Origin of the sequence: Campylobacter sp. CNRCH_2014_2849 (assembly GCF_025772845.1) — a bacterium.
Lineage (GTDB): Bacteria > Campylobacterota > Campylobacteria > Campylobacterales > Campylobacteraceae > Campylobacter_D > Campylobacter_D lari_D.
Window position 1 is genome coordinate 20970 of record NZ_JAKMSW010000012.1, and the last position, 12535, is coordinate 33504.

At 30.6% G+C, this 12535-nt stretch carries 12 protein-coding genes and 1 pseudogene; 9 read left to right on the forward strand and 4 right to left on the reverse strand.

The window, feature by feature from the left end:
• The first annotated feature begins 13 nt into the window (after positions 1 to 13).
• The 5 genes and pseudogenes from aldA to fusA all read left to right on the forward strand — a co-directional run bounded on the left by aldA (position 14) and on the right by fusA (position 5214).
• A complete protein-coding gene (gene aldA / locus L8X33_RS07630; protein ID WP_263661680.1) occupies positions 14 to 1453 on the forward strand; it encodes an aldehyde dehydrogenase in 1440 nt (479 codons plus the stop codon).
• A gap of 157 nt (positions 1454 to 1610) precedes the next feature.
• A pseudogene (locus L8X33_RS08805) lies at positions 1611 to 2134 on the forward strand (CatA-like O-acetyltransferase).
• 70 nt (positions 2135 to 2204) lie between these two features.
• Positions 2205 to 2588, forward strand: a complete 384-nt coding sequence (gene rpsL, locus L8X33_RS07635; RefSeq protein ID WP_012661187.1) for a 30S ribosomal protein S12 — start codon at positions 2205 to 2207, stop codon at positions 2586 to 2588.
• A gap of 67 nt (positions 2589 to 2655) precedes the next feature.
• Positions 2656 to 3126 carry a 30S ribosomal protein S7 gene (rpsG, locus tag L8X33_RS07640; RefSeq protein WP_012661188.1) on the forward strand — a complete coding sequence of 157 codons (471 nt, stop codon included), beginning with the start codon at positions 2656 to 2658 and terminating at the stop codon, positions 3124 to 3126.
• Between the two features lie 12 nt (positions 3127 to 3138).
• On the forward strand, positions 3139 to 5214 hold the full coding sequence (gene fusA / locus L8X33_RS07645; RefSeq protein WP_039617755.1) for an elongation factor G: 2076 nt from the start codon (positions 3139 to 3141) through the stop codon (positions 5212 to 5214).
• 32 nt (positions 5215 to 5246) lie between these two features.
• On the opposite strand, the gene L8X33_RS07650 is transcribed toward fusA, so the two are convergent.
• The 4 genes from L8X33_RS07650 to putP all read right to left on the reverse strand — a co-directional run bounded on the left by L8X33_RS07650 (position 5247) and on the right by putP (position 9707).
• A complete protein-coding gene (locus L8X33_RS07650; protein WP_263666849.1) occupies positions 5247 to 5729 on the reverse strand; it encodes a pyridoxamine 5'-phosphate oxidase family protein in 483 nt (160 codons plus the stop codon).
• Between the two features lie 68 nt (positions 5730 to 5797).
• A complete protein-coding gene (locus L8X33_RS07655) occupies positions 5798 to 7168 on the reverse strand; it encodes a hemolysin family protein (RefSeq protein ID WP_133319921.1) in 1371 nt (456 codons plus the stop codon).
• Positions 7169 to 7255: 87 nt separating this feature from the next.
• On the reverse strand, positions 7256 to 8227 hold the full coding sequence (locus tag L8X33_RS07660; RefSeq protein WP_263660796.1) for a putative transporter: 972 nt from the start codon (positions 8225 to 8227) through the stop codon (positions 7256 to 7258).
• Position 8228: 1 nt separating this feature from the next.
• Positions 8229 to 9707 carry a sodium/proline symporter PutP gene (putP, locus tag L8X33_RS07665; RefSeq protein WP_263670388.1) on the reverse strand — a complete coding sequence of 493 codons (1479 nt, stop codon included), beginning with the start codon at positions 9705 to 9707 and terminating at the stop codon, positions 8229 to 8231.
• 134 nt (positions 9708 to 9841) lie between these two features.
• Between putP and L8X33_RS07670 the strand changes: the two genes are divergently transcribed.
• The 4 genes from L8X33_RS07670 to L8X33_RS07685 all read left to right on the forward strand — a co-directional run bounded on the left by L8X33_RS07670 (position 9842) and on the right by L8X33_RS07685 (position 12495).
• The gene (locus L8X33_RS07670; RefSeq protein ID WP_263666852.1) at positions 9842 to 11047 is read left to right on the forward strand and encodes a saccharopine dehydrogenase family protein; all 1206 of its coding nucleotides are present in this window, start codon (positions 9842 to 9844) and stop codon (positions 11045 to 11047) included.
• Positions 11048 to 11080: 33 nt separating this feature from the next.
• Positions 11081 to 11752, forward strand: a complete 672-nt coding sequence (gene modB / locus L8X33_RS07675) for a molybdate ABC transporter permease subunit (protein WP_263659884.1) — start codon at positions 11081 to 11083, stop codon at positions 11750 to 11752.
• 55 nt (positions 11753 to 11807) lie between these two features.
• Complete coding sequence (locus tag L8X33_RS07680; protein WP_240387661.1) at positions 11808 to 12011, forward strand: class I SAM-dependent methyltransferase; 204 nt, start codon at positions 11808 to 11810, stop codon at positions 12009 to 12011.
• Between the two features lie 124 nt (positions 12012 to 12135).
• Positions 12136 to 12495 (forward strand): hypothetical protein, encoded by a 360-nt coding sequence (locus tag L8X33_RS07685; RefSeq protein ID WP_133319916.1) that lies wholly within the window; start codon positions 12136 to 12138, stop codon positions 12493 to 12495.
• Positions 12496 to 12535: the final 40 nt, after the last annotated feature.

Genomic DNA, 12535 nt, shown 5'->3' on the forward strand with positions numbered 1-12535 from the left:
AAAAGGAGAAAAAATGACAACTTATTTAAATTATATTGACGGTGAATTTATCCCACACAATGGCGAATTTATAGAAGTTTTAAATCCCGCTACCAAAGAAGTAATATCAAGAGTGGCAAGTGCTTCTTTAGAAGATACACAAAGAGCAATTGAAGCAGCTAAAAAGGCACAAAAAAATTGGGAAGCTAAACCAGCGATTGAAAGAGCAAATCATTTAAGAGAAATAGCTAGTTTAATACGCAAAAATGCTAATTTTTTAACAGAAATTTTAATGCAAGAGCAAGGAAAAACTAGAGCTTTAGCTAGTGTAGAGATTAATTTTACAGCAGATTATATGGATTATACTGCTGAATGGGCTAGAAGGTATGAAGGCGAAATTATACAAAGTGATAGAGCTAATGAGCATATATATTTATATAAAAGTGCCATTGGTGTAATTGGTGGAATTTTACCTTGGAATTTTCCATTTTTTCTAATCGCAAGAAAGATGGCACCTGCTTTACTAACAGGCAACACCATTGTTATAAAACCAAGCAGTGAAACTCCAAATAATGCTTTTGAATTTGCAAAGCTTGTCTCGCAAAGTTCTTTACCAAAAGGAGTATTTAATTTAGTTGCAGGTAAGGGTAGTGTGGTAGGACATGAATTATCAAGTAATGAAAACATAGGTATGGTAAGTCTTACAGGGAGTGTTGAAGCAGGAACTAGAGTGATGGAAGCTGCAGCTAAAAATATCATTAAGGTTTCTCTAGAACTTGGCGGAAAGGCACCGGCTATAGTGTGTAAAGATGCAGATATTGATTTAGCGGTAGAAGCGATTAAGGCAAGTAGAATTTGCAATAACGGACAAGTTTGCAATTGTGCCGAAAGAGCTTATGTGCATACAAGTGTTTATGATGAATTTGTAGATAAATTTGTAAAAGCCATGAGTAAAGTAAGTGTTGGAAACACTTTGAAAGGCGATTTTGATATGGGTCCGCTTGTCAATCAAGCAGGGGTTGATAATGCTTTAGCAATGCTTGAGAGAGCTACGAATAAAGGAGCAGTTGTAGAATGCGGTGGAAAAATCACCGATACAAGCGGATATTATTTTCCTGCAAGCGTTCTTACAAATGTTAAGCATGAAGATGAGATCATGCAAAAAGAAATTTTTGCTCCGATTTTACCAATTACTAAATTTGATACACTTGATGAGGCAATTGACATGGCAAATGATTGTGAATATGGACTGACAAGTTCTATTTATACACAAAATTTAGATATAGCAATGAGAGCTAGTAGAGAAATAAAATTTGGTGAAACTTATATTAACCGTGAAAATTTTGAAGCAATGCAAGGATTTCATGCAGGTTTTAGAAAAAGTGGCATAGGTGGAGCTGATGGAAAACATGGTCTTGAAGAGTATTTAGCTACCCATGTGGTTTATTTGCAATACAATACCGATAAACAATGATTTTAATCCTATCTATTTTTAGATAGGATTTGCTATAATCTTTAAATTTAAAGGATAATAATTTGAAGATTATAGATTTAAAAACTTACTCAAGAAAAGAGCATTTTGAATTTTATACTAAATTTCCCTGCTCTTTTGAATTAAATGTTAATTAGATATTAGTAAATTTTATTCTTTTGTTAAAAATCAAAAATATTCTTTTTATGGTAGTTTTATCTATTTTTTAAGTAAAAATGTTAATTTAATACCTGAATTTAAATTATACTTAGAGGATGATAAATTAATTTGTTTTGATATTATCCATCCAAGTTATACCGCTTTTTGTGAAAAATCAAAGACTTTTTGTGTTTTATGGACTGATTTTAATGAAGATTTTCAAAACTTTTTACATAATTTCGAGCATGATAAACAACTCATTAAAGAAAACACTATGTTTGTAAAAGAGAATATTAAAAATTCTTTTAATATTTCAGCAATCCCTTGGATAAATTTTGAGAATTTCTCTTTACATTTACCTAAAAAAGAAAATTATTTTTTTCCTATTCTTACAAGTGGGAAAATTATCAAGGAAAAAATCAATGTTTTATTCCACTAAGTATTAATGTAAATCACGCAAGCACCGATGCTTACCATGTGAGTTTGTTTTTAGAAAATTTGCAAAAAGATTTAAATTGTTTTTAGTTTATATTTTTGTAAGTAAAATTTAGATATTATCCAAAGTTTATTACATTTTTTAAAGAAAGGAATTATTGTGCCTACCATAAATCAATTGGTTAGAAAAGAGCGCAAAAAAGTTTTAGAGAAATCTAAATCTCCAGCGCTTAAAAATTGTCCACAAAGAAGGGGAGTTTGCACTAGGGTTTATACAACAACCCCTAAAAAACCAAACTCAGCGTTAAGAAAAGTTGCCAAAGTAAGACTTACAAGTGGCTTTGAAGTTATTAGTTATATCGGTGGTGAAGGTCATAACCTACAAGAACACAGCATTGTTTTAGTGCGTGGTGGTAGGGTAAAAGACTTACCAGGTGTTAAGTATCACATTGTTCGCGGTGCCTTAGATACTGCAGGTGTTGCAAAAAGAACCGTTTCTCGTTCTAAATATGGTGCGAAACGCCCTAAAGCAGCAGCTAAGTAATAAAATTGCAGACAAATCCGTTAGATTTGATTTTGTTTGAGTAAAATTATAAATTTGAAGGAAAATTATGAGAAGAAGAAAAGCTCCGGTAAGAGAAGTCTTGCCAGATCCGATTTATGGAAACAAAGTAATCACAAAATTCATTAATTCTTTAATGTATGATGGTAAAAAAAGCACAGCTACGACTATTATGTATGGTGCTTTAGAAGCTATCGATAAAAAAGGTGGAGAAAAAAAAGGTATAGAAATTTTTAATGATGCTATTGAAAATATTAAGCCTTTATTAGAAGTTAAATCTCGTCGCGTTGGTGGTGCTACTTATCAAGTGCCAGTAGAAGTACGCCCAGCTAGACAACAAGCTTTAGCTATAAGATGGATTATTTCTTTTGCTAGAAAAAGAAGCGAAAGAACTATGATAGAAAAATTAGCAGCAGAATTATTAGATGCAGCTAATAGTAAAGGTGCTTCATTCAAGAAGAAAGAAGATACTTATAAAATGGCAGAAGCTAATAAAGCATTTGCTCATTATCGCTGGTAAGAGGAGTAAAATATGTCAAGAAGTACTCCTTTAAAAAGAGTTAGAAATATAGGTATCGCAGCTCATATTGATGCAGGTAAAACAACTACTAGTGAGAGAATTCTTTTCTTTACAGGTATGAGTCATAAAATTGGTGAGGTGCATGATGGTGCAGCTACAATGGACTGGATGGAGCAAGAAAAAGAAAGAGGTATCACAATTACTTCTGCTGCTACAACTTGTTTTTGGAAAAACCATCAAATTAACCTTATAGACACTCCAGGCCATGTTGACTTTACAATCGAAGTTGAAAGATCAATGCGTGTTTTAGATGGCGCAGTTGCGGTGTTTTGTTCAGTAGGTGGAGTTCAACCACAATCAGAAACCGTATGGAGACAAGCTAATAAATACGGTGTTCCAAGAATTGTTTTTGTAAATAAAATGGACAGAATTGGTGCAAATTTCTTTAATGTTGAAGAACAAATCAAAAATCGTTTGAAAGGTAACCCAGTTCCACTTCAAATTCCAATCGGTGCTGAAGATAATTTCAAAGGTGTAATTGATCTTATTACCATGAAAGCTTTGGTATGGGAAGATGAAAATAAACCAACTGATTATGTAGAAAAAGAAATTCCAGCTGAACTTAAAGAGAAGGCTGAAGAATATCGCACAAAAATGATAGAAGCAGTTTCTGAAACAAGCGATGAATTAATGGAAAAATACCTAGGTGGTGAAGAGCTTACTCAAGAAGAAATCAAAGCAGGTATTAAAGCAGGATGTTTAAGTCTTTCTATGGTTCCTATGCTTTGTGGTACAGCTTTTAAAAATAAAGGTGTTCAGCCATTACTTGATGCTGTTGTTGCTTATTTACCAGCTCCTGATGAAGTTGCTAATATTAAAGGTGAATATGAAGACGGTACGGAAGTTTCTGTAAAATCAACTGATGATGGTGAGTTTGCAGGCCTAGCATTTAAAATTATGACTGACCCTTTTGTTGGACAATTAACTTTCGTTCGTGTGTATAGAGGAAGTTTAGAAAGCGGTTCTTATGCATACAACTCAACAAAAGATAAAAAAGAAAGAATCGGTCGTCTTTTGAAAATGCACTCTAATAAAAGAGAAGAGATTAAAACTTTATATGCAGGAGAAATTGGAGCGGTTGTTGGACTTAAAGACACACTAACTGGTGATACTTTGGCAAGTGAAAAAGATAAGGTTATTTTAGAGAGAATGGATTTTCCAGATCCTGTTATTTCAGTTGCTGTTGAGCCTAAAACAAAAGCAGATCAAGAAAAAATGTCTATTGCTTTAAATAAATTAGCTCAAGAAGATCCAAGCTTTAGAGTTTCAACAGATGAAGAAAGTGGTCAAACTATCATTTCAGGTATGGGCGAGCTTCACTTGGAAATTATCGTTGATAGAATGCTTCGTGAATTTAAAGTTGAAGCAGAAGTAGGTCAACCTCAAGTTGCTTACCGTGAAACTATTAGAAAAACAGTTGAGCAAGAATACAAATACGCTAAACAATCAGGTGGTCGTGGACAATATGGTCATGTATTCTTAAGACTTGAGCCACTTGAACCAGGTAGTGGATATGAATTTGTAAATGATATCAAAGGTGGGGTAATTCCAAAAGAATATATTCCAGCAGTTGATAAAGGTGTTCAAGAAGCATTACAAAATGGTGTTTTAGCGGGATATCCTGTTGAAGATGTTAAAGTAACTGTTTATGATGGAAGTTACCATGAAGTGGATTCTTCTGAAATGGCATTTAAACTTGCAGCTTCTATGGGCTTTAAAGAAGGTGCTAGAAAAGCAGGTGCTGTAATCTTAGAACCTATGATGAAAGTTGAAGTTGAAACTCCAGAAGAATACATGGGTGATGTTATTGGTGATTTAAATAAACGCCGTGGCCAAGTAAATTCAATGGATGAAAGAGGTGGTAATAAAATTATTACAGCATTTTGTCCTTTGGCCGAGATGTTTGGTTACTCAACCGATCTTAGAAGTCAAACTCAAGGCCGTGCTACTTATTCTATGGAATTTGATCACTATGATGAAGTTCCAAAAAATGTTTCTGAAGAAATTATCAAAAAAAGAAACGGTTAATCTATCAAGATGAGCTTATTGCTCATCTTGAATTATTTGTGTCCCTTTGAATTAATTAAATTAATTACTCCTTCATTAATTTCATATGCTTTTCCAAAACCTTTAACATATCTTCCATTTTTCAGTATAAGTTGAAATAAATGAAAATCTTGCATATTTTTAATGACATGGATTATTTCATTATTACTTTCATTTTCATAAGTATTTAATACTTGCTCAAAGAGTTGATTATCTCTTGTTATTTCTATACACTCTATTCTAAATTTAAGTCTTTTTCTTGCAAAGATTGATATGCAATCTTTTTCATCTTCTATAAACATAATTTCTATGTTTTGATTATTGTATTTTACTCCTTCAAAGTGTTCGGCAATTTCACTAATATAAATATAAAAGTCATTTTTGTTTTTTATAATAGGAGTATATGAACATATGGTTTGATTATTTAAATTTAAGGACGATATCATAATGCTTTTGCATTCTTGTATAAATTGATTAATTTCATCATGTAGTTGCATAAAAATTTTCCTTGTAAGTTAAAATGAATAAGATTTGAGTGTTATAGAAAAGTAAAAAGAAGAGTTTGCTACTCTTCTTCATCAGTATTTTTGCGTACAACTTTAATGCGTTCTATGCTATTTCCATCCATCTTTTTGACTTCGTAGTAGCAAAATTCATCTTCTATTCTATCTCCAACCACCGGTAAGCGTCCTAAAAGATTGAAAACATATCCACCTATAGTGACTTGTTCTAATTCTTCATTAAAGCGTATATCAAGCATTTCTTCTACTTCGCTAATTTCATATCTTCCTTGAAATTCATAGATATTTTCTGCAAGCTTTTTAAAATGTGGACTAGAATCATCATGCTCATCGTTAATATCACCAACAATTTCTTCCATAATATCTTCCATAGTTAAAAGACCAGCAGTTCCGCCATATTCATCTACTACTAATGCTGTATGTACTTGTTCTTTATTCATCATGAAAAGAACTTTAGATATGCTGATATTTTCTGGAACTAGGATCATTTTGATTAGAAAATCATCTAAATTTTTCTTATCTTTGCTAAGTTCATTTTGCATAATGTCTCTAATATGCACCATACCTAAAATGATATCTTTAGAACCATCTATGTATGGAAAGCGTGTATGTTTATACTGACAAACTATTTGCATATTTTCTTCATAGCTTTTTTGTTTATTAAGACAAATCATATCTTTTCTAGGTGTCATGATTTCTTTTGCTACTGTATCTGAAAAATCGACAGCATTGCGTATGATTTCAGTTTCAAATTCATCCAAAACCCCACCTTTTTGGCTTTCACTCGCAATAAATTTAATCTCTTCTTCAGAGTGACTTAATTCGTGTTCTTTGGCAGGTTTTATACCTATAATTTTTAAAGAAACTGCAGCTAAAAAGTCAAATGTTTTAATGAAAGGTAAGAAAAGTAACCAAAACAAATGCAATGGTCTTGCAACCCATAAAACAGCTCTATCTGCAATGGCTATAGCAATGCTTTTTGGGACCAACTCGCCTAGCACAACATGCAATAATGTGATAATAGCAAAAGCAATAATAAATGCTATGGTATGGATTAATGCTGGAGCTAAACCTAAATTTGCTAGAGGAACTTCAAGAATTTTAGCAATAGCAGGTTCGCCTATCCAACCAAGAGCAAGAGAGCTTAGCGTAATACCAAGTTGGCAAGCACTTAAATAAGTATCTAGTTTTGAAGTGACTTCCAAAGCTTTTTTTGCATTGCGTTTTTTCTCTTTTACCATTTCTTCAAGTTTTGATCTACGCACTTTAACAATAGCAAATTCAGATAAAACAAAAAATCCATTTAAAAGCACTAAAGCTAATGCAACAAGAATCATAAAAGTAGAATAGCCTATATCAATAGAGGCAACAGTAGGTAGTGTTTGATTTAAGTCTAAAGATTGACTGGGGTCCAAAAAAACTCCTTTAATAAAATTTCGCAAAATTATATCAAATCAAAACTATAAAATTAGCTTAAAAATAATGATATATTTTAAATTAATTTAATGTTTTCTATATTCTATATTTTTTTCAAATTCATCTAAACGCTTGTAAATACTACGAAGCTGTGTGATAGTTGTCCAGTTGGTGATAAAAATGCTAAATGAAGATCTAACCTGGTCAAAAGCATTACCAACTTGTATGATAATTCCAAGTTGTATAAGTCCTAAAAATAAACTTGGAGCCATGATTAAAAAGGGTACTATAACCATGATTTGCTCAAATAAATAAAGCCATATATTAAAATACCCATAATGTAAAAATAATCTTTTATAATTGATTTTAAGCCCAGTAAATAAACTTAAAATACTTTCATCGCTTGCATAATTTTTTCTATCATCTTCAGCAAAAACAAGTTCTTTTCTAAAAGCAGCTTCGGCTTTTTGATTGTTATATTCTAGTCCAGGTAATTTTATACCTACAAACCATGATATAACTAAACCTCCTAAAGAAACTAAAAATGCAATCCATACTAAAGAGCCATTAATATCTTTTAAGATAGGTAAATTAACATGTGCACTTAACATCCATAAAATTGGCACAAAAGCAACTAAAGTCATAATTGCTTTGACAAAAGCTAACCCTAAACTTTCTATGATTTTTGAAAAATTATAGATATCTTCTTGAATTCTTTGTGAACTACCTTCTATGTTATCATCTTTTTTTTGCCAAAATTTAATATAATCAAAAGTCATAGCCTCGCGCCATTTAAAAGCATATATGCTTCCAAAATATTGCGTGATAGTAGCGATTAATACATAAGGCAGTGCTAAATATAAAAATTGTTTAATAAAATAATAAAAATCATTTATGCTATGATTTTTTGCATCTTGTAAAACATCGTAAAATTCTTTATACCATTCATTTATTGCTACATTAATAGAGGTTTGTGCTAATAAAGAAGACAATAAAAAAAACAGACCCAAGTAAGCCCATAAAGCCCATTTTTTAGAATAAAAAAAAGATTTAAACATTTTAAATTTCTTTCAGCATTTTTTCATAATGTTTTATTGTGTGTTTTTTTGCTTTAAATATTATACTAAAAATCATAATAAAACAACTTGCGACTAAAAATCCAGGAATGATTTCATAAATTTCTATAAAATTTGAACCAAAATGCTTATAAAATACAACAGTTAAAGCTCCACTAACCATTCCAGCTATCGCACCTTCTTTGCTCATATTTTTATAAAATAAAGAAAATAAAATAACGCTTCCAAAACTAGCTCCAAAACCTGCCCAAGCATAAGAGACTATGCTTAAAATTTGACTTTGAGTATCAAGTGAAAGTATAAAAGCTACACACGCTACAATCAAAACACCTAAGCGTGATAACAAAGTAATATTTTTATCATTTGTTTTTCTTTTTAAGATTTGTGTATAAAAATCTTGTACCAAGCTAGAAGCGCATACTAGCAATTGAGAACTTGCAGTACTCATAATGGCTGCTAAAATTGCACTGAGTAAAATTCCCGCCACCCAAGGGTTAAAAAGCACTTGAGACATTACAATAAATATTCTTTCAGGATCATTTAAAGTAAGATCAAATTTAGCTATATAAGCAATACCTAAAAATCCTATCATAGCAGCACCAAATAGAGAAATTACCATCCAAGTTATGCCTATAAAAGTCGCAGTAGGAATTTCTTTTACATTTTTTATAGAAATAAAGCGAATTAAAATATGAGGTTGGCCAAAATATCCAAGCCCCCAGGCCAAGGTTGATGCTACCACTAGCCAACCACCACCATCTAAACCAAAAGCTTGAGGTTTTACATCATTTATAGTAGAAAAAGCTTCGCCAAAGCCGCCAAGTTCAAAAATCATCACAAAAGGAATGGTGATTAATGAACTCATCATTAAAAGTCCTTGTATCATATCAGTCCAGCATACGGCTTTATAGCCACCTAAAAAAGTATATAAAACAATAACTAAAAATCCAATACTCAATGCAAAAATATAAGGCAAATTAAATACACTTTCAAAAAGTTTAGCACCACTTACTAATCCAGCACTAATGTAAATAGTAAAAAATACTAAAATAACTACCGCACAAATACTTCTTAAAATATGTCTATCATCATGAAAGCGACTTTCAAAAAAATCAGGAATTGTAATACATTCTTTGGTTATTTGAGAAAAAATCTTTAATCTTTTAGCAACAAAGGTCCAGTTTAGAAACATACCAAAACTTAAACCTATGGCTATATAAATTTGTCCCAATCCAGCTGCGTATAAAGCACCGGGAAAAGCCATTAAAAGCCAACTACTCATATCAGAAGCACCTGCACTTAAGGCAGATATTATAGGTCCCATTGATGCATTTCCAACAAAATAATCTTTACTATTTTGATTTTTTTTGTAAAAATAAAAACCTATAAAAAGCATTAAAAATGCATAGGTAATAAAAGTAATAATAATAGGATAAGAAAATTCCACACTTTGTAATTTCATAAGTGTCCTTAAAAAATTTAAAAAATCATCATTTTACTTGTTTTATTTTAAAAAAACATTATAAAAATTATTTTTTATTTCAATGCTTTATAAAGTTTTTTTGTTACAATTTTCAAAAAAATTAAGGATAGTTAATGAAAAATCTTTTAATTATAGGTGCAGGTGGTGTAAGTCGCGTTGCAACTGTAAAATGTGCAATGAATAGTGATGTTTTTAGTAAAATAACTCTAGCAAGTAGAACTAAAAGTAAATGTGATGAAATAGCAGCTTTTATAAAAGAGCGTTTAGGTATAGAAATTCAAACTGAGCAAATAGATGCAGATGACACATCTGCTGTTGTAGAACTTATTAAAAAAACAGGAACTGAAATTTTGTTAAATGTGGCTTTGCCTTATCAAGATCTTGCTTTAATGGATGCGTGTATTCAAACTAATATTCACTATGTAGATACTGCAAATTATGAACATCCTGATTTAGCTAAATTTGAATATAAAGAACAATGGTTAAGAAATGATAAGTTTAAACAAGCAGAAATTTTAGGACTTTTAGGAAGTGGTTTTGATCCAGGTGTTACTAATGTATTTTGTGCTTATGCGCAACAAAATTTATTTGATGAAATTCATTATATTGATATACTAGATTGTAATGCAGGTGATCATGGATATGCCTTTGCAACTAATTTTAACCCTGAGATAAATTTAAGAGAAGTATCTGCTAAAGGTCGTTATTGGGAAAATGGAAAATGGATAGAAACTGAACCTATGGAAATAAAAATGGAGTGGGATTATCCTGAAGTAGGAGTAAAGGATAGTTATTTGCTTTATCATGAAGAGCTTGAAAGTTTAGTAAAAAATATCAAAGGTCTAAAAAGAATAAGATTTTTTATGACTTTTGGACAAAGTTATTTAACTCATATGAAATGTCTTGAAAATGTTGGTATGCTAGGCATTAAACCTATTATGCATCAAGGTAGAGAGATAATACCAATAGAATTTTTAAAAACTTTACTTCCTGATCCTGCTAGTTTGGGCCCTCGTACTAAAGGTTACACTAATATAGGTTGTGTGATTCGTGGTGTAAAAGATGGAAAAGATAGACAAGTTTATATTTACAATGTTTGTAATCACGAAGAATGCTTTAAAGAAACTGGAGCGCAAGCTGTAAGCTATACTACAGGTGTCCCTGCTATGATAGGTACGAAATTAATTGCTAAAGGAATTTGGCAAGGAAAAGGTGTGTTTAACATGGAAGAATTTGACGCCAAACCTTTCATGGATGAGTTAAATACTCAAGGACTTCCTTGGAAAATTATAGAAATGGAGCCAAATTTAGGAAAATAATCTCAAGTCTTTTTGACTTGAGAAAGTTTTATAATGACGCAATTATTATTAAGTATAGATTGGACGCCTTTTTTAGTTTCCATAAAACTTTCTATTATTACTTGTATAATTTTGTTTTGTTTTTGCATACCTCTTGCTTGGGTTTTTACTTTTAAGCAATTTAGAGCAAAAAAAATTCTAGAAACTATAATAACCTTACCTTTAGTTTTACCACCGTCTGTTGTTGGTTTTTACTTGTTGATTTTATTTTCAAAATATTCTTTTTTTGGAGAATTTTTAGAAAAATATTTTAATATCACTTTAGCTTTTACTTTTGAAGGCTTGGTAATAGCAAGTTGCATTTACTCTTTACCTTTTATGTTTAATCCTTTATATAATGCAATGTCTTTAATTTCTAAAAATATTATAGAAGCAAGTTTTTCTTTGGGAAAAAATTCTTTCATCACACTTTTTAAAGTAATCTTACCAAGTATCAAACCAGCTATACTCAGTGCTTTAGTAATAAGTTTTGCACATACTATGGGCGAGTTTGGTATAGTATTAATGATAGGTGGTTCTTTAAGCGGAGAAACAAAAGTAGCTAGTATTGCTATATATGAAAGTATGGAAAATTTAGATTTTGCCACAGCTCATATTTATAGTCTCATACTTTTAATTTTTAGTTTTGTTGTTTTGCTAAGTGTAAATTTGTTAAAAAATAAATAACAAAGACTTATTTTATTGTATAATCAATTTATATCTTAAATTTAAAGGAGAAATGATGGATAATTCACTATCAGGATATACTAAAAAATATGACAATGAAGGATATGGCTTACAATATCCAGATGGACATGTTATAAGATTTTATGAGAGAATCTTAAAATACAAATTAAACAAAACAAGTGGAAATTTACTTGATTTTGGTTGTGGAAATGGAGTTCATTCTAAGTATTTTCAAGATGTAACGGGGGGGGGGTATTAATGCTTATGGTATAGATATTGTTCCTAGCTTAAAAAATACTTGGAAAAAAGATCCTAAGATAAATGAAAATAATTTTCATGTTATTACACCAAATTCTAGTTTTAAAAATTTATTTGATGTAAAAATGGATTTTATTTTTGCAAATCAAAGTTTATATTATCTACCAAACAAAGACTTTCAAAAAACTATTGAAGAATTTTATGATTTATGTAATGATGGAGCAATAATTTTCGCGACAATGATTAGCTCTAAAGCTTATCAAGAATTTGTTGCAGGAGATGTTAAAGATAATGGTTTAGTGGAAGTAAAATCTAGTCCAAGATTAAATGGCGAATCTACTTATATAAATTTTACAAATACGATTGAAGAATTAAAAGAAAAATTTAAACCTTTTAAACCATTATTTTGGGGAGATTATGAATTAATAAATTTATATAATTTTGAAGGAAGTATACAGCATTTTATTTATATAGGGGAAAAATAATTTTATATGATAAAGACTTTATCAAGTCTTTATCATCACT